The organism is Hydrogenobacter sp. T-2 (assembly GCF_033971325.1).
Lineage (GTDB): Bacteria > Aquificota > Aquificia > Aquificales > Aquificaceae > Pampinifervens > Pampinifervens diazotrophicum.
Map to the genome: position 1 here is coordinate 1,528,263 of NZ_CP117180.1, position 17,697 is coordinate 1,545,959.

Annotated in this window: 23 protein-coding genes; 13 read left to right on the top strand and 10 right to left on the bottom strand. The window is 43.5% G+C overall.

Annotated elements, in window-relative coordinates; all coding sequences use genetic code 11:
- Positions 1-78 precede the first annotated feature (78 nt).
- Genes IAE16_RS08785 through murA form a run of 6 tightly spaced genes read left to right on the top strand, consistent with a single transcriptional unit; the run spans position 79 to position 3,747 of the window.
- Positions 79-525 (top strand): DUF4149 domain-containing protein, encoded by a 447-nt coding sequence (locus tag IAE16_RS08785; protein ID WP_323700463.1) that lies wholly within the window; start codon positions 79-81, stop codon positions 523-525.
- Between the two features lie 3 nt (positions 526-528).
- A complete protein-coding gene (locus IAE16_RS08790) occupies positions 529-831 on the top strand; it encodes a cupin domain-containing protein (RefSeq protein WP_173834048.1) in 303 nt (100 codons plus the stop codon).
- Positions 832-842: 11 nt separating this feature from the next.
- On the top strand, positions 843-2,072 hold the full coding sequence (gene hemA / locus IAE16_RS08795) for a glutamyl-tRNA reductase (RefSeq protein ID WP_323700464.1): 1,230 nt from the start codon (positions 843-845) through the stop codon (positions 2,070-2,072).
- Positions 2,044-2,316, top strand: a complete 273-nt coding sequence (locus tag IAE16_RS08800; protein ID WP_323700465.1) for an Lrp/AsnC ligand binding domain-containing protein — start codon at positions 2,044-2,046, stop codon at positions 2,314-2,316. The genes hemA and IAE16_RS08800 overlap by 29 nt, the downstream gene beginning before the upstream one ends.
- A complete protein-coding gene (locus IAE16_RS08805; protein WP_323700466.1) occupies positions 2,313-2,489 on the top strand; it encodes a hypothetical protein in 177 nt (58 codons plus the stop codon). The genes IAE16_RS08800 and IAE16_RS08805 overlap by 4 nt, the downstream gene beginning before the upstream one ends.
- Positions 2,461-3,747 carry a UDP-N-acetylglucosamine 1-carboxyvinyltransferase gene (murA, locus tag IAE16_RS08810; RefSeq protein WP_323700467.1) on the top strand — a complete coding sequence of 429 codons (1,287 nt, stop codon included), beginning with the start codon at positions 2,461-2,463 and terminating at the stop codon, positions 3,745-3,747. Before IAE16_RS08805 ends, murA begins: the two co-directional genes overlap by 29 nt.
- On the opposite strand, the gene IAE16_RS08815 is transcribed toward murA, so the two are convergent.
- Positions 3,744-4,175, bottom strand: a complete 432-nt coding sequence (locus IAE16_RS08815) for an Hsp20/alpha crystallin family protein (protein WP_323700468.1) — start codon at positions 4,173-4,175, stop codon at positions 3,744-3,746. The genes murA and IAE16_RS08815 overlap by 4 nt on opposite strands.
- 152 nt (positions 4,176-4,327) lie before the next feature.
- Between IAE16_RS08815 and IAE16_RS08820 the strand changes: the two genes are divergently transcribed.
- On the top strand, positions 4,328-4,702 hold the full coding sequence (locus IAE16_RS08820) for a DsrE family protein (RefSeq protein WP_323700469.1): 375 nt from the start codon (positions 4,328-4,330) through the stop codon (positions 4,700-4,702).
- Positions 4,703-4,729: 27 nt separating this feature from the next.
- Here the strand turns inward: IAE16_RS08820 and IAE16_RS08825 are convergent, their stop codons facing one another.
- Genes IAE16_RS08825 through purH form a run of 5 tightly spaced genes read right to left on the bottom strand, consistent with a single transcriptional unit; the run spans position 4,730 to position 8,470 of the window.
- Complete coding sequence (locus tag IAE16_RS08825; protein ID WP_323700470.1) at positions 4,730-5,662, bottom strand: glycosyltransferase family 9 protein; 933 nt, start codon at positions 5,660-5,662, stop codon at positions 4,730-4,732.
- The gene (locus IAE16_RS08830) at positions 5,655-5,888 is read right to left on the bottom strand and encodes a MoaD/ThiS family protein (RefSeq protein ID WP_323700471.1); all 234 of its coding nucleotides are present in this window, start codon (positions 5,886-5,888) and stop codon (positions 5,655-5,657) included. Before IAE16_RS08830 ends, IAE16_RS08825 begins: the two co-directional genes overlap by 8 nt.
- Positions 5,889-5,890: 2 nt before the next feature.
- The gene (locus IAE16_RS08835; RefSeq protein ID WP_323700472.1) at positions 5,891-6,415 is read right to left on the bottom strand and encodes a Uma2 family endonuclease; all 525 of its coding nucleotides are present in this window, start codon (positions 6,413-6,415) and stop codon (positions 5,891-5,893) included.
- Positions 6,412-6,942 carry a Uma2 family endonuclease gene (locus tag IAE16_RS08840; RefSeq protein WP_323700473.1) on the bottom strand — a complete coding sequence of 177 codons (531 nt, stop codon included), beginning with the start codon at positions 6,940-6,942 and terminating at the stop codon, positions 6,412-6,414. Before IAE16_RS08840 ends, IAE16_RS08835 begins: the two co-directional genes overlap by 4 nt.
- Before the next feature lie 10 nt (positions 6,943-6,952).
- Positions 6,953-8,470, bottom strand: coding sequence for a bifunctional phosphoribosylaminoimidazolecarboxamide formyltransferase/IMP cyclohydrolase (gene purH / locus IAE16_RS08845; RefSeq protein WP_323700474.1), 1,518 nt, complete (start codon positions 8,468-8,470; stop codon positions 6,953-6,955).
- A gap of 67 nt (positions 8,471-8,537) precedes the next feature.
- Between purH and IAE16_RS08850 the strand changes: the two genes are divergently transcribed.
- A complete protein-coding gene (locus IAE16_RS08850; RefSeq protein WP_323700475.1) occupies positions 8,538-9,629 on the top strand; it encodes a radical SAM protein in 1,092 nt (363 codons plus the stop codon).
- A gap of 1 nt (position 9,630) precedes the next feature.
- On the opposite strand, the gene lysA is transcribed toward IAE16_RS08850, so the two are convergent.
- Positions 9,631-10,875, bottom strand: a complete 1,245-nt coding sequence (lysA, locus tag IAE16_RS08855; RefSeq protein ID WP_323700476.1) for a diaminopimelate decarboxylase — start codon at positions 10,873-10,875, stop codon at positions 9,631-9,633.
- 110 nt (positions 10,876-10,985) lie between these two features.
- Here lysA and dnaJ point away from each other — a divergent pair, with 110 nt between their 5' ends.
- From dnaJ to IAE16_RS08875, 4 genes are read left to right on the top strand one after another with little or no spacing between them, the layout of a single operon-like run.
- Positions 10,986-12,128: a molecular chaperone DnaJ gene (dnaJ, locus tag IAE16_RS08860; protein WP_323700477.1), complete on the top strand. Its 1,143-nt coding sequence runs from the start codon at positions 10,986-10,988 to the stop codon at positions 12,126-12,128.
- Positions 12,125-12,508, top strand: a complete 384-nt coding sequence (locus tag IAE16_RS08865) for a heat shock protein transcriptional repressor HspR (RefSeq protein WP_323700478.1) — start codon at positions 12,125-12,127, stop codon at positions 12,506-12,508. Before dnaJ ends, IAE16_RS08865 begins: the two co-directional genes overlap by 4 nt.
- A 10-nt stretch (positions 12,509-12,518) precedes the next feature.
- Positions 12,519-13,004 (top strand): cation:proton antiporter regulatory subunit, encoded by a 486-nt coding sequence (locus IAE16_RS08870; RefSeq protein ID WP_323700479.1) that lies wholly within the window; start codon positions 12,519-12,521, stop codon positions 13,002-13,004.
- A gap of 1 nt (position 13,005) precedes the next feature.
- Positions 13,006-14,175 carry a cation:proton antiporter gene (locus IAE16_RS08875; RefSeq protein WP_323700480.1) on the top strand — a complete coding sequence of 390 codons (1,170 nt, stop codon included), beginning with the start codon at positions 13,006-13,008 and terminating at the stop codon, positions 14,173-14,175.
- On the opposite strand, the gene IAE16_RS08880 is transcribed toward IAE16_RS08875, so the two are convergent.
- Genes IAE16_RS08880 through IAE16_RS08890 form a run of 3 tightly spaced genes read right to left on the bottom strand, consistent with a single transcriptional unit; the run spans position 14,090 to position 16,958 of the window.
- Positions 14,090-14,749 carry a lysophospholipid acyltransferase family protein gene (locus tag IAE16_RS08880; RefSeq protein WP_323700481.1) on the bottom strand — a complete coding sequence of 220 codons (660 nt, stop codon included), beginning with the start codon at positions 14,747-14,749 and terminating at the stop codon, positions 14,090-14,092. The two genes, IAE16_RS08875 and IAE16_RS08880, sit on opposite strands and share 86 nt — an antisense overlap.
- Positions 14,746-16,068: a M23 family metallopeptidase gene (locus tag IAE16_RS08885; RefSeq protein WP_323700482.1), complete on the bottom strand. Its 1,323-nt coding sequence runs from the start codon at positions 16,066-16,068 to the stop codon at positions 14,746-14,748. Before IAE16_RS08885 ends, IAE16_RS08880 begins: the two co-directional genes overlap by 4 nt.
- A complete protein-coding gene (locus IAE16_RS08890) occupies positions 16,065-16,958 on the bottom strand; it encodes a 50S ribosomal protein L11 methyltransferase (protein WP_323700483.1) in 894 nt (297 codons plus the stop codon). Before IAE16_RS08890 ends, IAE16_RS08885 begins: the two co-directional genes overlap by 4 nt.
- 179 nt (positions 16,959-17,137) lie before the next feature.
- Here IAE16_RS08890 and IAE16_RS08895 point away from each other — a divergent pair, with 179 nt between their 5' ends.
- The gene (locus IAE16_RS08895; protein WP_323700484.1) at positions 17,138-17,596 is read left to right on the top strand and encodes a transposase; all 459 of its coding nucleotides are present in this window, start codon (positions 17,138-17,140) and stop codon (positions 17,594-17,596) included.
- The last annotated feature ends 101 nt before the right edge of the window (positions 17,597-17,697 follow it).

Here is a 17,697-nt window from a genome sequence, read left to right on the forward strand (position 1 = left end):
GTCCTCTGAGTTGACACTTTCCCAATTCTGCATAGAATATAAGTAAGGATTTACATAGAATATAAGTAAGGATTTACTATGAAAGAGCTTGTGCTTTTCCTCCATATTGTCCTTGCCTCCCTATGGGTGGGAGGCATGCTATTTCTTGTTTTTGTCCTTGCCCCCTTTGTAAGAAAACTGCCAATTAGAGACCGAGCCTTTCAGGAAGTGGGGAAACGCTTTAGCTTCTATGGAACTCTTGGTTCACTCTCTTTACTTTTCTTGACAGGGCTTTTGAACATACACTACATAGTTGGTTTTTCAAGCCTCCTTGACCTCTCAAATCCTTATACTAAAACCCTTATGCATAAATTGGGCGTTTTTATATTAGTAGTCTTTGTTTCTCTGGTTCATGACCTTTACTTTGGACCGAAGTCTGTAAGTTCATCCCTTCATAGAAATATGGCAAGGATTCTTGGATTTTTGAACTTGCTCCTTAGTCTTTTAATCGTCTATCTTGCAGTAAAACTTAGGTTTGGAGGTTAGAAAATGGCAAAAATCTTAAAGGCAGAGGGTAGTTTTTCAGATTTTATGCCAGTGAAAAAAGCTATTCATGTAGAGGAAGGCTTAAGGTGTATCGCCTTTTATCTGAAGGCTGGTCAGAAGATAAACTTACACACATCCCCCCACAGGGTTATAACCATCGTCCTACATGGTGAAGGGGACTTTTTTGTGGGCTCAGAAGAAAACAGGGAGAGGCTAAGGGCGGGCGAAGCCCTTCTCTACGAACCCAACGAGCCCCATGGTTTTCAAGCGGTAGAGGACATGGCGGTCATGGCTATTGTAGTGTGATATATTTATATATGATGTATCACATATTTGTATGGGGTATGAACTTCAAAACCGCCCCAGTAGAACAGAGGGAGCTTTTGGCTTGTAGCAGGGAGGATGCTTATTATCTTTTACCACCCCTTAAAACCATAAGGGGTATAGTAGAGATAATGCTACTGTCTACCTGTAATAGGGTGGAAGTTTACACTGTTGCGGAAGACTACGAGCCTATGAACAGGCTAATCCTTGAGCTTCTACAACTAAAGGGTGTAGATACAAGGCTTAGGAGAAACTCCTTCTTTTTGGAGGACAGTTTTGCGGTCGCTCATGTCTTTAGGGTTGCGAGCGGGCTTGAGTCTATGGTGGTGGGAGAAACGCAGATAGTAAGCCAATTTAAAGAGGCATACAGAATAGCGAGGGAACTCCAATGCACTGGTAAGATTCTCAATAGACTATACGAGAAGGCTCTCAGAACTGCCAAGAGGGTTCGTACAGAAACTGGCATAAGCAGGAATGCGGTCTCAGTAAGCTATGTGGCCGTAGAGCTTGCTAAAAGGATATTCGGGAGCCTTGCAAAGACAAAGGTTCTCCTTGTAGGTGCTGGTGAGATGGCTGAACTCTCTGCAAAATATCTCAAAAAACTCCAAGCACACCTTTTTATAACTAACAGAACATACGAAAGAGCAGTGGAGTTGGCGAGAGAGCTTGAGGGACACGTGCTAAGGTTTGAAGAGCTTTCTGAACATCTCCATGACTTTGACATAGTAATAGTCTCAACAGGGAGCAAGAAGTTTATCATAGACACTCCTATGGTCAAAAAGGCGATAAAGAAAAGAAACTACAAACCTATATTTTTCATTGATATATCTGTTCCCAGAAATGTGGACCCTGAGGTGAACGAGGTTGACGAGGTGTTTCTCTACGATATAGATGACCTACAAGAAGTTGCGGAAAAGAACCTAAAGGAGAGGTTAAAGGAAAAGGAAAAGGGAGAGATAATAGTATGGGATGAGGTAAGTAAGTTTATGAAATGGTTGGAGTTTCTTGAGGTTGAAAGATACATAGTAAGCATAAAAAGGGCATGGAGAAAGGTGGAAGAAAGAGAACCAATGGTTAGAAAGCTGATTCACAATGCGGTGGAAGAGATAAGAAAAGACCCTTCCCTTGCAGAGAAGTTAGTTAAAATATTCTTGCAGGAGGTGGAATATGCAGACACAGAGCGAAGGTTACCCTATGTCTATAACAGAGCTCATGGAACTTGAGAGCGAGTATTCAATAAAGGCTTACGTGCTTATAAAAGCAGACCCCAGAGAAATTCCTTCCATAATGCTTGCTTTGTCAACCTTTGAAGGAATAAAAACTGCGGATGTAGTAACAGGTCCCTATGACATAATCGTATTTGCAGAGGTTAGGAATCAGGATGAACTCGGTAGGCTCGTAATAAGCAAAATACATTCCTTAGAGGGAGTAAAGGAAGCCCTTACCTGTGTGGTGGTAAGAATATGAACGATTTTCCTCAAGTGGTGGAGGAAGCCGAGAGAATACTGGTTATATACTCTAACGAACCAGCGGTTAATAAAGAAGAGGATAATGGTGTTGAAATTTTCTATTCAAAAAGTGGAGAAGTTGTGAAAATAATAATAAACAAGGATGATAAGCACTACATCATATACTTCTGACTATCTTGTGATAGAAGGAGGCAAACCTCTAAAGGGAAAGGTAAATATCTCTGGCTCAAAAAACGCCTCACTACCCATACTCATAGCCAGCATACTTACAAAAGAACCTTGCCAAGTAGAAAATGTGCCGGATCTTCTTGATACAAGAACGACCATTGAACTTCTTAGACACTTAGGTGCTGGCGTTGAGTTTAAAGAGGAAAAGATAAGCATTTATCCGAGCTCTATAAACCTTCACACTGCGCCAGATGAAATTGTGAGGCGTATGAGAGCTTCTGTCCTTGTGATGGGTCCACTGCTTGCAAGGTTTGGAAGGGCAGTTGTTTCCATGCCAGGAGGCTGTTCCATCGGTGTAAGGTCCATAGACCAGCATCTTAAGGTGTTTGAGAAAGCTGGTGCTCATATCAGGGTAAGGCACGGCTACATAGATATGGAGTTAAAAAAGGTCAACCCTGTAGAGTATACCTTTGAAGTTATAACAGTAACAGGAACTGAGAATGCCCTCATGCTTCTTAGTAGTTGTGAAAAGAGAAGTATTCTGAGGAATATAGCCTTGGAGCCAGAAGTTATGGACCTTGTGGAAGTGCTCAGGAAGATGGGTGCGGATATATGTATAGAAGACAGAACCGCTATAATAAGAGGGAGCAAAGAGCTTAGAGGATTTAGTCATAGAGTTATTCCAGACAGAATAGAAGCAGGAACCTTTATGGTAGCTGGTTTTTTAACAGGTGGTGATGTTCTACTTGAAGATGTGAGGGTAGAGCATTTGGGTAGCGTCATAGAAAAGCTAAAAGAAGCAGGTGCTAATATTGATATTTTAAGCCTTAACAGTCTCAGGGTAAGAGGAGGTAATGGTATTAAGCCTCTTTGTATATCCACAGCGGAGTATCCGGGTTTTCCCACGGATATGCAAGCTCAATTTATGGTGCTTTGCTGTCTTGCGGATGGAGTGTCAGAGATAAGGGAAAACATCTTTGAAAACCGCTTTCAGCATGTGGCAGAGCTTCAGAGAATGGGTGCGGACATACACGTGAGGGGTAGGACCGCAATTATAAGAGGGGTCAAAAAGCTCTACGGTGCGGATGTTTATTCTACCGACCTAAGGGCATCTGCCAGTCTTGTGTTGGCGGGGCTTGTGGCAGAAGGAAAGACGGTAGTAAAAGATATATACCATCTTGACAGAGGATATGAGAGACTTGAGGAAAAATTCAAAGGTTTGGGAGCTGTCGTAGAAAGACAGCCCCCCAGAGAAGTTTAGGTTATTTCTATCTTTTTCTCCTGTGAACTCTCAGCTTTTGGTATTCTTATTTCAAGCACACCATCTTTGAACTCAGCCTTTGCGGATTCTACCTTTACATCCGTAGGTAGTGGCAAAACTCTTTCAAACCTTCCATATACTCTTTCAACCCTGTGATATGTTTCCGTCTTTTCCTCTTTTTCCTCCTTCTTTTCTCCTCTTATGTAGAGAGCATTGTCCCTTATGGATACCTCAACGTTTTCCTTCTTCACACCTGGAAGCTCCACTTTTACAACCAGTTCCTGGTCCGTCTCATACACATCCACAACAGGTGCAAAAACCCTTTCACCTTCCTCCCTTGGCACAAGCTCATCAAGGAGCCTGTCAAACTCCCTTCTTATGCGTTCAATTTCTGCAAAGGGGTTCCAAAGCATAAGTCCTCTTCTCATGGTAAGCACCTCCTTTAGGGTTTTACTGTAAAATTATTTTAGTCTTTTATTATAAAATGTCAAGGGGTGTGAAGGCCTTTATACTACCTCTGACAGTCTGAGAGTATATAATGCTATAATTCTATAAGAAGATTCTTAAGAGGAGGTTTAACATGGAGCAAAAGGCACCAGACCTTGTGATCATCCTACTAACAGGAAAGGAAAACGCCAAGAGGCTACCTTCTGCCTTTTTCCTTGCATCCACTGCGGCCGCAGAGGACATGAATGTGGTGGTATACTTCACAGGTCCATCTACAGAGCTCCTCAAAAAGGGTGTTGCGGACAGTATCTATCCAATGGAAGGCGGACAGCCACTTTCTTACTTTATTAAGCTTGCCCTTGACAATGGTGTGCATATGGTGGCATGCAAACAGTCCCTTGACCTCAATGGTATGAAAGAGGAAGACTTGGCTTACAGCTTCCCGGTTATGACGCCTACTCAAGCACTGCCTACTCTTGGAATGGCTGGAAGAGTTCTAACTTGGTAATATAAAGTCTAGGTATGGGCTTTAGCCCTACCCTCTTAAAAGTCTCTTAGCTACACTAAAGACTTCCTGTGGTGCTATCTCAAGACAAGGATAAGGATAATTTCCAAACCTACATCCTCCTCTTCCATGAAGGTCGCAAGGTTGACAATATAAACCTTTGAAAAGATATACACCTTCCTGAGGGTCAAGGGCAAAGCCTAAGGTAGGATGCGTTCCGCCGTATATCTGAATAGCCCTTGTCCCTGCCGCCCTCGCCAAATGTAGTAGTCCCGAGTCGTTGCCCACAAAGAGAGAAGCACCCTTTATTATGCCAGCCACATCCAAGAGAGATAGCTCTCCACATAGATTAATGGCTTGCCAATCTTTAGTGAGCTCCCTATCCCTTCTGTCTCCCACGAGAATCACCTTGTAGCCTTCTTTGAGGAAAAGCTCTGCTAACTTTTCAAAGTATGGATATCTTTTCTTTTCATACCTTGCACCAGGAGCTATGCATATATAGTCTCCGAGCCTATCTTTCCAAGCCCTTAATCTCCCTTCGGAGATTATTATCTTTGGTCTTCCTTCCCTGTAGCCTATAGTTTCAAGGTAAGCCTTTACTACGCTATAGGGTTTTCTAAAGCTATCAAGGTAAATGGAAAGCCTTCGCCTAAGGGACTGCTTGTTATAGCTTTTCCACTTTCCACCGAGACTTATCCTCAAGAGGAGTGTTCTCAGATTTTTATGCATGTCAAGGTATAGGTCAAAGCCCTTTAGCCTTTGGACAGTATCCTCTCTGAAAAGTTCTTGCTTTTTTATCTGAAAAACTTCAAGTCTTGGGTCTTCTAAGAAGACTTCACCAAAGGGTTCAAAGGTCAAAAGATATGGCTTATATCCCAGTTCAAGTAAAGGGTCTATAAGGCAAGAAGTTAGCACCACATCGCCCAAAGAAGATAGTCTTATTATGAGAGCTCTCTTATCCACCGCTTACTGGAGGTATAACCGCCACCACTTCCTCTCCCTTTAGCTCAAAATCTTCTCCAACATACTCATAATTAACCGCAAACCTTGAAACTTTTAAAATATCTTCAAGCTCGGGATACTTTTCAATTAAAAGCCTACGGAGCTCTGACACTTTTCCGCTAAACTCAATTTCTTCAAACTCAGCCTTGAGCTTCTCTTTAAGGATGGAAAAGTAAAGGGCTTTCATTCTTAAAGCACCTCAGATAGTTTTATTTTAAGCTCTGGCAGAAGCTCAAACTCTTCGTCAAAGGAGTATACTTCCACAATGCCCTTTTTATGTAAAAATGCCTTCCTGAGTCTCGGGTCTACCAGCAAAACCCTCTCCACACCAAAGTCCAAAAGTTCTTGCACCTTCTCCTCCATCTCCGTGTAGGTATTAGAGGGTGAGAGTATCTCTATTACGAGGTCTGGGGGAACTTGGAGTATTCCCTTTGGCTTTTCTTTTACCTTCTCCTTTGATATATATACCACATCCACCGCCCTTATGGTGAGCGGCTTCTTCCTTATGAGTATTCCTACCTCACCCACCGCAGTGTATCCTTTAATCCTGAGCTTTCCTCTTATGTAAGCACCAAGGTCAAGCTCATACCATCCATGGTCAAAGCTCGTAGGAGCCATTTCCACCACCTCTCCGTTGACTATTTCATACAAGCCTTCTGGGAGTTTTCCCTCAACCAAGTCTTGGTAAGTGTATAACTTCTCTACGGTCTTCATTCCTCAATCACCTCAGATAGTTTTATTTTAAGATCTGGCAGAAGTTCAAACTCATCGTCAAAGGAATAAACTTCCACAATGCCCTTTTTGTGCAGGAACGCCTTCCTCAGCCTTGGGTCTACGAGCAAAACCCTTTCCACGCCAAAGTCTAAAAGCTCTTGCACTTTCTCTTCCATCTCCGTGTAAGTGTTAGAGGGTGAGAGTATCTCTATTACAAGGTCTGGAGGCACTTCAAGCATCCCCTTAGGTTTCTCTTTGAGCTTTTCTCTGCTTATGTAAGCTATATCAAGACCTCTAACTGTTAGAGGGTTCTTGCTCGTTATAAGTCCTACTTCACCGCAGACTACGTAAGCCTTTTTTCTTGCTTTTTCTTTTAGATGATAAACTATATCGCCTTCATAACCACCATGCTCAAAGCTCGTAGGAGCCATTTCCACCACCTCACCGTTGACTATTTCGTAAAGCCCTTCTGGAAGAGTTCCCTTCAGCACATCTTCGTAGGTATATGTCCTCTCCTTTACCTGCATGAGTTTAAATTTAGTGTCTAAAGTGTCTTGTGCCAGTAAAGACCATAGCCATGCTATGCTGGTTTACCGCCTCTATTACTTCCTTGTCTCTTATAGACCCTCCAGGTTGAATTATGGCAGTTATACCTGCAGAATGAGCTATATCTACGCTGTCTCTAAAGGGTAGAAAGGCTTCAGAAGCAAGAACGCTTCCTCTTAACTCAAAACCAAACCTCTGGGCTTTTGCTATGGCACATCTTAAACTATCCACCCTTGAAGTATTTCCAGAGCCTATTGCCAAAGTCATACCTTCTTTTGCTATAACCACCGCGTTAGACTTTACATACTTGCAAACCTTCCACGCAAAGAGCATGTCTTCCTTCTCGGTTTCTGTGGGCTCTCTTTCCGAAACCACTTCAAATCTCTCATAATCAAGACTGTCCTCTTCCTGCAGAAGAAAGCCACCACTTATCTTTTTTATATCAAAGGAGTGGGAAAAGCCAAAGACCTGTATTAGCCTTAGGTTTTTCTTCTTTGAGAGAACCTCAAGGGCTTCCTCGGAAAACTCTGGAGCTATAACCACCTCAAGGAAGACTTCTGTGAGCCCTTGGGCTAAGTCCTTGTCTACCTTGTCGTTAAAGGCTACTATGCCTCCAAAGGAAGACTCGGGGTCTGAAGAAAAGGCTCTCTCGTAGGCTTCAAGCAGGCTATTGCCTAAGGCTACACCGCAGGGGTTGTTGTGCTTTACTATTACGCATGCAGGTTTTGAAAACTCACTTACGAGCCTAAGGGCAGAGTCGCTGTCAAGGTAATTGTTAAAGGACATTTCCTTTCCCTGCAAAACCTTAGAACGGGCAATACCAAGCTCCTCAAGGGGGTTGAGATAAAGCCAACCCTTTTGATGGGGGTTTTCTCCGTATCTTAGCTGGCTTGCTAACCTAATGGGTATGGCGGAGTATGTAACTTCTGTTTGCACCTCAAACATATTTGCCAAGGCTTTTGATATAAGAGCATCGTAGTAAGCGGTAAGGGAAAAAGCCTTTACCGCAAGGGCTTTTCTCTCTTCAAGGGTTAGACCACCTTCTTTTATTCTCTCCGCTACCCATCCGTAGTCCTCAGGGTCTACCACTACCGCAACTCTGTAGAAGTTTTTAGCGGAAGCTCTGATAAGAGTTGGTCCACCTATATCTATAAACTCCATAAGCTCCTGCTCTGTTAGGTCTTCTTTTAGTTTCTCTTCAAAGGGATATAGGTTAACCACCACAAGGTCTATGGGTTGTATGCCAAGGCTCTTTATTTCTTCCTTGTCCTTTTCTACCCAATCTCTGTAGAGAATACCGCCATGCACCGCAGGATGCAAGGTCTTTACCCTACCGTCCAATATCTCGGGAAAGCCTGTGAGCTCTTCCACCAGCTTTACCTTATAGCCAAGGCTTTGGATAAACTTTGCAGTGCCACCAGTGGATATGACCTCAAAACCCTTCTCATAGATAGCCTGCAGAAGTTTTTCAAGACCCTCTTTGTAGTATACGGAGATAAGTGCCCTCATGGAGTTAAGATTTTAACATCTTCTGAGCGTATTGGCATAAAGCCAACTTACGCATATTCTATAGATTATGGAACTTCATCAAAGAATAAGGCTTATGTCAAGGCTTACCAGCTTTGAGAGGGATGGGGATTATAACTTTGAAAGCTGTGTCTTCTATGCTTCCACACCCAAAGGTAAAGTGCCTATCCTCAAGCTCATGCAAACAACCATGTGCGATAAAAACTGCGTGTATTGTGCCTTTAGAAGAGACAGGGACGAAACAATAAGGATAGCACTAAAACCTGAGGAAATAGCAAAGGGTTTTATGGAACTATACAAGGCGGGAAAGGTAAGCGGGCTTTTTCTTTCCTCGGGCATTTTCGGAAATCCAGACTTTACCATGGAAAGGATGATAGATACCGCAAAGATACTTAGAGAGAAATATGAATTCAAAGGCTACATACACCTTAAACTCATGCCCGGAGCTTCTTTGCAAAGTGTGGAAGAGGCAGTTAAAGTGGCAAGTAGAGTCTCCATAAACCTTGAGACTTCAAAGGAAAAGAGGCTCAAAGACATAGCAAAGGGCAAAAGCATACTTCAGGATATGCTTCCCAAAATAGAGTATGTGGATAGGCTTTTGAGAGGTCAAAAGGGTAAAAGTCAGATAAGTCAGATGATGGTAGGCGTTGGAGATGAAAAGGATGAGGAGATAATAAAAGCGGTAGATTATCTAAACAAACGCTTTAGACTGAGTAGGATATACTTTAGTGCCTTTTTCCCCGTGAAGAACACCCCGCTTGAAAATAGACCAGCGGAGAACCCAAAAAGGGAACATAGGCTTTATCAGGTTGATTTTCTTATAAGAGCGTATGGCTTTTCCTTTGAAGAGCTAAAGCCAGTGCTAATAGATGGCAATCTTCCTCTTGACAAAGACCCAAAAACTGCATGGGCTGAGGCAAACATGCATCTATTTCCATTGGAAATAAACACTGCGGACTACGAAATGCTTATAAAAGTTCCCGGCATAGGAAAGAAGACCGCGAAGGAGATATTAAGGAGGAGAAAAGAGGGAAAGCTAAGCTCACCCAAAGACCTAAAAGGCATAAGAAATTTGGAAAAAATGCTTAATTACCTTACCCTTAACGGGAAATATTTTGGTCAAAGACTGCTGAAAGGGTAAATTACAAAGCAACTATGTATTCGTAATCTTCCCTTTGCCTTATAACCCTGTATTTTCCTTTCTCCACAAGCACCTCACAGGCTCTTGGTCTCACATTGTAGTGAGAGGACATGGCAAAGCCATAAGCACCCGCAGACAAAACCGCCAAGTATTCACCCCTTTCTACCGCCTGAAGCTCTCTATCTAAGGCAAGAAAGTCTCCTGTTTCACATATTGGACCCACCACATCGGTCTTTATATAGGGTCTATCCTTTCTTTCCACTGGAACCATGTGATGGTAGGCTTCATACATGGCAGGTCTCACAAGGTCGTTCATGCCCGCATCCACTATAACAAAGTGCTTATGTCCTTTGTCTTTGATAAACTGAACCTGCGTCAAGAGTATGCCTGCGTTTCCTACCACAGACCTTCCTGGCTCAAGAATAATTTTAGCCTTTACCTCCTTGACTACCGGAAGTATGGCTTCTGCAAGGTCAGAGGGTTCTGGGTTTGACTGCTCTGGCTTATACTTTATCCCAAGCCCTCCACCGAGGTCAAGGTATTGGATATCAAAGCCCTCTTTAATAAGGTCATAATACAGCTCCACCACCTTTTGAGAGGCTTCAATGTAAGGAGAAACATCCAATATCTGGGAGCCTATATGACAGTGAATACCAACCACTTGCAGGTTTTTCAATTTTTTGGTGTGTTCGTATTCCTTCTTTGCGGTCTTTATATCCACTCCAAACTTACTCTTTTTCATCCCAGTGGATATGTAGGGATGCGTCTTTGGGTCCACGTCTGGGTTCACCCTTATGGCTATGCGAGCCTTTCTGCCAAGCTTTCCAGCGAGCTCGTCAAGCACTTCAAGCTCCATAAGAGATTCCACGTTAAACATAAGAATGTCTGAGCTTATGGCATACTCCAGTTCCTTGACCGTTTTCCCTACGCCTGCGTAGACTATCTTTGAAGGCTCTATTCCTGCTCTTAGGCTTATAAATAGCTCACCACCAGAAACAATGTCGGCACCAGCACCCTCTTCCTTGACTAAGGTAACTATGTAAGGGTTAAAGTTTGCCTTTACCGCATAGCATATAAGTGCTTCAGGGAATGCTTCTGTGTATGCCCTTATTCTGTCTCTGATGTAGCTACCGCTGTAGACATAGAGCGGAGTGCCAAATTCTTCCGCAAGGGCTCTCAGAGAGACATCATCTAAGTAAAGGTCATCGCCCTTGTATTCAAGATACGGGTTGTATTCTTTTAGCATAGTTGACTATTATAAACTATAAATCCTATTGTAGTCCTACTAAAGCAATAAACCTTCTACCCTTTGGCTACCTCTTGAAATTTGATAAAAGTTGACTAAAATCTTTTAACATGGCACAGTCAGCAAAAAGGGACTATTACGAGATACTTGGCGTTCCGAGGAACGCAACTCAGGAAGAAATAAAGAAAGCCTACCGTAGGCTTGCAAGAAAATACCACCCAGACTTTAACAAAGACCCAGAAGCTCAAGAGAAGTTCAAGGAGATAAACGAAGCCTATCAGGTGCTTTCAGACCCAGAAAAGAGAAAGCTCTACGACCAGTATGGACACACTGCCTTCGGAGCTCAGTCCGGTAGTCAGGAATACCAAGAGGTGGTTTTCCAAAACGTGGGAGACCTATTTGAAGAGCTTCTCAGGGGTTTTGGCTTCGAGGACATTTTTGAAAGGGCCACGCGTGGAAGAAGGCGCGAGCAAAGAAGACCCATAAAGGGCGAGGACATATACTACACGGTGGAGCTAAGCCTTGAGGAAGCCTACAGGGGCACGGTGGTGAGCATTCCTCTGGTGAGAGAGGTTCTCTGCGATGCCTGCGGTGGAAGCGGTTACGACAAGAGCAAGGGAGAGAGGGTTTGTCCTACCTGTGGTGGAAGGGGTGAGGTGGTTCAAAGGCAGTTTTTCATGACCATAGCACAGACCTGTCCCACCTGTGGAGGTGAAGGTGTTGTAAGAGAACCATGTTCCAAGTGCAGAGGCAGGGGAACCATTCCTCAAAGGGAAGAGGTGAAGGTAAGGATTCCAGCTGGTGTGGATACGGGCAGTAAGGTGCTGGCGGAGGGCAAGGGCAACGCAGGCATGTTTGGAGGTTCTCCTGGAGACCTTATCATAACCATAAAGGTAAAGCCTCATGCCCTCTTTGAAAGGAGGGGCAACAACCTCTATGTGGATGTAAACCTAAAGCTCACCGAAGCGGTTCTTGGGACAGAGCTTGAAGTTCCTACCCTTGAAGGTAAGAGTGTTAGGGTGAAGACTCCCCCAGGGGTGAAAGAGGGAGACACCATAAGGGTAGAAGGACATGGTATGCCAAAACTGATGTCAGAAGGAAGGGGAGACCTCTTTGTGAGGGTTCACATAGATGTTCCCAAGCTGGGGTTTATGGATAAACTCTTTGGCGATGGCAGGAGGATAAAACAGCTTCTTGAGGAGCTTGACAAACTCTTGCCAGAGCCAGAACGCATAAGGGAGAGACAAACATGAAAAGGGAAAGGACAAGGCTCTACACCATAGGCGTGGTAGCCAGCATGTTCAACATACACCCGCAAACCCTTAGGCTCTATGAAAGGGAAGGTCTTATAAAACCCACAAGGAGTAAGGGAAGGACACGCTACTATACGGAAGAGGACATACAAAGGCTTGAGATTATCCTTACCCTCAGCAGAGACTTGGGCGTAAACCTTGCAGGCATTGACATAATCCTTCGCATGAAGGAGCAGATTGAGGAGTTGGAGGTTCAAGTGCAAAAGCTCATAGAGTTTATACAAAGGGAGGTTTCAGAAGTATACCAGAGGGATGAGGGCATAAAGTCCATAGTCCTTGCAGAGAGGAAGGACATACTCAAGTCCATAAGGAAGCGGTAAAATATAGTTTATGGACATAAAAGAAACAGACTTGCCCGGCATAGGCAAGAAATATTCCATAAGCCTGAGAGAGGGGAGGGAGTTGGTGCTTGTAATATACAACACAGGCAAGAGGGAAATATATCTCATGGAAGAGGAGGAGACTGCCTGTGTCTTTGAGCTAACAGAAGAGGAATCGAAGGAGCTTGGCTTTTTGCTTGCGGGAGCACTCTATCAGCCTATAAAGGCGGATAAAATGGAGCTTATCCTAAAAGAAGTGGTCATGGAATGGGTAAAGGTGGAGTCGGGGTCAAACTTTATAAACAAAACCATAGCGGAGCTTCAGATAAGAAGAACCACAGGCGTGTCTGTTATAGCCATAGACAGAAAAGGTAAGATTATACCCAGTCCAGACCCATACAAGGAAAGGATAGAGTTAGGGGACGTGCTAATAGTTGTGGGCACGCGTATGCAAATAAACCATTTTCTGGAACTCTGCGGAAGGTGTAGCACCTAAGATGCACAATCCTCAAGACTTTATATTAGCTGGGGGAGTTTTTCTACTCCTTTTCTTTTCTGCTCTTATTCTCTCAAGGGTCAAAGTCCCATACATCCTCTCCTTTATGCTCGCAGGTCTTTTAGGTAAGTCCTTTTTACCTCATAGGGCTGAGGATGTATTGATAATCTTTGAATACTCTGCGGTTATCCTCCTCTTTTTCTTTATAGGTCTTGAGTATTCCTTTGAAAGGCTGGCAGGCATGAAAAGGGTGTTAAAGCCTGGCTTCTTAGATTTCCTGTTTAACTTCGTGCCTGCCTTCATTATCACTTACCTTTTCACGAAGGACTTGGTCTTCTCTCTTGTTATAGGTGCGGTGGTATATCCCAGTAGCACAGCCATAACCGCAAAGCTCCTTATGGACTACAAAAGGCTTGTAAACCCAGAGGCGGAGCTGTTAATTGGAATACTAATTTTTGAAGACCTTGTGAGTATAGTGCTTTTGTCTGTGCTTACGGGTCTTACCTTTGGGGGTGAGCCAGATGTGATAAGTGTTTCAAGGGGCGTTCTGGCAGTCTTTTTGCTTTTTGGAATTTTTTACCTTTTGAAAGCTCCATCCCAAAGGGTGGTTGACTACCTTGATAAAAGGTTGGATGAGGGACTTGTGCCTTTCATGGTGCTTGGCTTTTTGCTCCTTTCTTCTGGAATAAGCCTCAAGTTAGGTCTATCTGATGCTCTTGTTGCCTTTATGTTGGGTGTGCTCGTGCCAGAAAAGAGTAAGCTATTTGAGGTTATAGAAAAATCCCTGACAGACCTAAAGGAAATATCGGTGGGAGTTTTCTTTTTCATGTTTACCTTTCATGCAAAACTTAGCTTTGATTTTAACCCTTGGCTATTGGCTTTGTTGATAGTAATGTCTGTGTTTTTTAAACTCGTCTCCACTTACTACGGTGCTATCCTATACGGATTTAACAAGAGGACCGCTATGAGGGCTTCTCTTTCCTTTATCCAGCGTGGAGAGTTTTCTGTAATTTTTGCCAGCTTTTACGCACCAGCCCAATCCCTTGCCTTTGCTTTGGTGCTTTCTACCGCATTGATAGGTAGCTTTAGCTTTCTTTTAGCTCCAAAGCTCTCTCAGAAAATCTTCCCAAAGAAAGAGAGGAAAGGACCTCTTCCAACTCCTCCCTCTTAGCCTCTATGCTATCCTCTGGCAGAACCCATAGAGGATTTCCAATCCTAACCTTTGCCCTTGAGAAGGGGATAGGGATAATTAGCCTATCCCAAGTTTTTAGCCTTATATACCATTCAAAGTCCACATATACTGGGATTATTGGCACTCCTGTTTTCTGTGCCAATAAGATTACACCCGCCTTTACCTTCCCGTAGGGGCCCTTGGGCCCATCCACCGTTATGGCTACCGTGTTTCCCTCTCTGAGGACTTTTACCAACCTAAGAAGTCCTATGCTCCCACCCTTTTGTGGCTTTCCCTCTTCGCTTGAGCCTCTTACCACCCTGTAGCCAAGGCTAAGGAGAAACCTCTCTGCTATGTCTCCGTCTCTGAACCTACTCACCAAGGCGTAAATACCCCTGTCTATGCCAAGCATGGCAATACCAAGGGCGTTTCCATGAAGAAGGGCTATTATCTTGCCCCTGTAGAGCTCGTAGTCTATTCTTTTGTCCCACCTTATAGTTTTATGAATTAGCCTTATTAGAAAAGCCACGAGAGGTGCCAAAAAGACAGAGAGCTTATATCTTAACCATTTCATTTTGCATCAAGAACAAAGAGTATGTTGTCCCTTATCCATTTGGGGTCAAGCCACTGAAGTGGGTTTACCTCATAGCCTTGCACTAAAATGCCAAAGTGAAGATGGTCTCCAAGTGCAAGCCCAGTCTTGCCAGTCCTTCCTATGACCTCTCCCTTCTTCACATACTGTCCTTCTTTTACCCTAATTTCTGAAAGATGACCATAAAGGCTCATAAGACCCATGCCATGGTCTATTACCACCGTGTTTCCATATATGCCAAGGTCTCCAGCAAAGACTACCACTCCTGAGTTGCTCGCTGGCACTTCCGCCCTCTCCACAGAGGCAAAGTCAAAGCCCATGTGCCTGCTTTCGCTTACCTTTTGTCCATCATAGTAATAGTGTCTTATCTCTCCATAACCTGCAAACACCTTGCTCCTTGGCAGTTGTAAAAAGGCACCCTCCCAAAGGACCCTTGGTTCACTTTTCCTGCCTATCTCTTCAAGCCTTGCCATATCTCTTTGTCTCCAAAGCTCGTTTATTCTCTTAAAGGCTTGTAGGGGTTCAAGTCCTTTACCTTCTTCTCCAAGAAGTGGGTATATAACCCTGTTTATGAAGCTATCGTCTATGGTTATATTGTCTTCCTTAAACCTTACATTCCTTATCCTCAAGGAAAGGGTTTGTTGAGAGAGGTTTCCTGCTTTGTCTTTTACTGCCACTGTGATACTACTTAAGTTTTGTTGGTCAAGCCTTACGGGAAAGAGACCAAAATAATATCCATCACCAAGAGAATAAAGCATATACTCATACTGTCCCATGAGCACAAAAGCCTCAACCTCTTCTTCAGTCCTTATCTTCACTGCAGAAGTTCCACCAAGCGTTGGAGAGGAGAGGTAAGATATAACACTAAACCTTGGGGGTATGGTATCCACAAGGGCGTCAAGGATGTATGTCCTGCTCTGTAAAAAGCCTGAGGAAAGCTCCACGAAAAGCCTTGCATTACCATCTTTGAGACCCGCTTCCTTTGCCCTTAGGGTAAAAGTTATCTCCTTTGAGGGTTCTGTAGGCTTTGCTTTGAATATCTCCCTCTTTTGACCCTCTTGTTCTGCATAAATCCTTATCTCCTCTATGGGCTTGTTTGCTCTAAGCGTAAAGGTTTTTTCCGAAGGAATAAGGGACAGAGACCTTAGGTCTTCTTCTGATATGCTTGGTCTTCCGCTTAGGAAGATAAAGAGTGTATAGAACATTATAAGGACGAAGGAAAAAATTGCCAGCCTCCTTATGAGCCTTACAAATCCAAGTCTTTTTTCCCTTCTTTCTTCAAGTCTGTATCTGTATCTCATAACACTACCGCAACGCCATACCAGTTTTCCAACCTCTTTATTTTAGCAGGTCTTAGACCAAGTAGGTCAAGAAAAGCCCTTAAGTCCTCCTTTCCATAAAGTCCAGAAAAAATGCCAATCCTTTTGAAGAGTTTCGTAAGATAAGCAAGCTCCCTTTTAAATATTTCTAACTCAAGGTTTGCCACAAGAAGGTCAAAGGTTTCCTTTATGTCTTCTGGTTTGGCATGCCAACACTCAATCTCAACGCAGTTCTCTTTGGCGTTATGCACACATTCTTGAACCGCAAGGGGGTCTATGTCTATGGCAACAACACTACCAGCCCCTAGTTTTTTGCAGGCTATAGCAAGTATGCCCGTGCCAGTTCCCACGTCCAAAACAGACCAACCCTCTTGTAAATACTCTTGGATTAGCCCAAGACAGAGGCGGGTGGTAGCGTGTAGCCCAGTGCCAAAGGCTACTCCTTGTCTTATAACTATCGGCTTTATCCAAGAAGGTAAAACCATAAACTGCCCCACCCTGCGAGCCCTAAAAACCCTCTCCGGCGGAAGAGTTTCTACCTCAAAAAACTCTAAGGGTTCTAGCCCCTCATAGGGTTCATACAGTGCAAACTCTACAAAGGACTCACTTTCTGAAAGTATTTCCACACCCTTTCCATACTCTAAAAGAAACTGATAAAACCTTTCTGGTTCAAGCCTGTAGATATACTTTTTGTGCCTCTGCGTCATGCCTTTAATTATAAGGGTTTGTATCTCGAGTGCGAAATTAGGGAGCGTTTCATCCACTGTGTAAAAATAAAGTAAGGAAGTCTTAGCGATAAACAGCCAAGCAAAGAAAAAGTAAAACAATACCGCAAGGAGTTCAACGAGCCACTCAAAGACCTGATGGCTCAAACCATCGGCAAAATCCTACAGGCAGAATTGTACGAATTCCTCGGCTACGAAGAATACAAACGCTCCCATAACACTAACCTCCACAAATGGCTAATACAAAAAGCCATAAATATACCCTCAGGTCAAATCAAAGTCTCTGACAAACCCTTCCTCCTATACTCTAAAGGAGCGTATATCCCATGAGTGACCATCAGAAATGTCTTGTTCACAAGGTAAGGAACAGCCTAAAGAAGGTCAAATACAAAGACAGGAAGAGAGTAGCCAGTGCATTGAGGGCAATATACATGTCCTCCACACAGATGCAAGGGAAGGAGAACTTTGAAAGGTTTAAGAGGGAATACCAAGTAGAGTATCTACAGGTAGTGAAGGAGTGGGAAAGGGAGGTTGAGGAGATATTGACCTTTTACAAGTATCCTTATGAGATAAGGAGGATGTTGGCGACTACAAACTTTGTGGAGAGTATAAACAGCAAGATAAGGAAGGTAATATATGGCAAGAGGATATTTCCAACGGATGAGGCATTGCTGAAGGTATGTTATGGAGTAGCTATGGACTTAGAGGAGAAGTGGAAGAAGCCTTTAAGGGATTGGGAGAGGATATATGCTCAGCTGATAATTCTTTTTAAGGGTAGGCTATGAGGTGTGGTAGAATTTATACAAATTTTGAAATGGTCACGTTTTCTGGCTACACCTTCTGTTTATCTATCGGATAGTCTGAGGGCAAACTTGAGGAACATGAG

Bases quoted from the DNA above. Each gene is read 5' to 3' on its own strand.
- IAE16_RS08875 (WP_323700480.1), top strand. From the start codon at position 13,006: ATGCACAATCCTCAAGACTTTATATTAGCTGGGGGAGTTTTTCTACTC.
- IAE16_RS08895 (WP_323700484.1), top strand. From the start codon at position 17,138: ATGAGTGACCATCAGAAATGTCTTGTTCACAAGGTAAGGAACAGCCTA.
- IAE16_RS08885 (WP_323700482.1), bottom strand. From the start codon at position 16,068: ATGAGATACAGATACAGACTTGAAGAAAGAAGGGAAAAAAGACTTGGA.
- IAE16_RS08865 (WP_323700478.1), top strand. From the start codon at position 12,125: ATGAAAAGGGAAAGGACAAGGCTCTACACCATAGGCGTGGTAGCCAGC.
- IAE16_RS08870 (WP_323700479.1), top strand. From the start codon at position 12,519: ATGGACATAAAAGAAACAGACTTGCCCGGCATAGGCAAGAAATATTCC.
- IAE16_RS08830 (WP_323700471.1), bottom strand. From the start codon at position 5,888: ATGAAAGCCCTTTACTTTTCCATCCTTAAAGAGAAGCTCAAGGCTGAG.
- lysA (WP_323700476.1), bottom strand. From the start codon at position 10,875: ATGCTAAAAGAATACAACCCGTATCTTGAATACAAGGGCGATGACCTT.
- murA (WP_323700467.1), top strand. From the start codon at position 2,461: ATGATAAGCACTACATCATATACTTCTGACTATCTTGTGATAGAAGGA.
- IAE16_RS08790 (WP_173834048.1), top strand. From the start codon at position 529: ATGGCAAAAATCTTAAAGGCAGAGGGTAGTTTTTCAGATTTTATGCCA.
- IAE16_RS08785 (WP_323700463.1), top strand. From the start codon at position 79: ATGAAAGAGCTTGTGCTTTTCCTCCATATTGTCCTTGCCTCCCTATGG.
- dnaJ (WP_323700477.1), top strand. From the start codon at position 10,986: ATGGCACAGTCAGCAAAAAGGGACTATTACGAGATACTTGGCGTTCCG.
- IAE16_RS08850 (WP_323700475.1), top strand. From the start codon at position 8,538: ATGGAACTTCATCAAAGAATAAGGCTTATGTCAAGGCTTACCAGCTTT.
- hemA (WP_323700464.1), top strand. From the start codon at position 843: ATGATGTATCACATATTTGTATGGGGTATGAACTTCAAAACCGCCCCA.
- IAE16_RS08840 (WP_323700473.1), bottom strand. From the start codon at position 6,942: ATGCAGGTAAAGGAGAGGACATATACCTACGAAGATGTGCTGAAGGGA.
- purH (WP_323700474.1), bottom strand. From the start codon at position 8,470: ATGAGGGCACTTATCTCCGTATACTACAAAGAGGGTCTTGAAAAACTT.
- IAE16_RS08805 (WP_323700466.1), top strand. From the start codon at position 2,313: ATGAACGATTTTCCTCAAGTGGTGGAGGAAGCCGAGAGAATACTGGTT.
- IAE16_RS08880 (WP_323700481.1), bottom strand. From the start codon at position 14,749: ATGAAATGGTTAAGATATAAGCTCTCTGTCTTTTTGGCACCTCTCGTG.
- IAE16_RS08800 (WP_323700465.1), top strand. From the start codon at position 2,044: ATGTCTATAACAGAGCTCATGGAACTTGAGAGCGAGTATTCAATAAAG.
- IAE16_RS08835 (WP_323700472.1), bottom strand. From the start codon at position 6,415: ATGAAGACCGTAGAGAAGTTATACACTTACCAAGACTTGGTTGAGGGA.
- IAE16_RS08815 (WP_323700468.1), bottom strand. From the start codon at position 4,175: ATGAGAAGAGGACTTATGCTTTGGAACCCCTTTGCAGAAATTGAACGC.
- IAE16_RS08820 (WP_323700469.1), top strand. From the start codon at position 4,328: ATGGAGCAAAAGGCACCAGACCTTGTGATCATCCTACTAACAGGAAAG.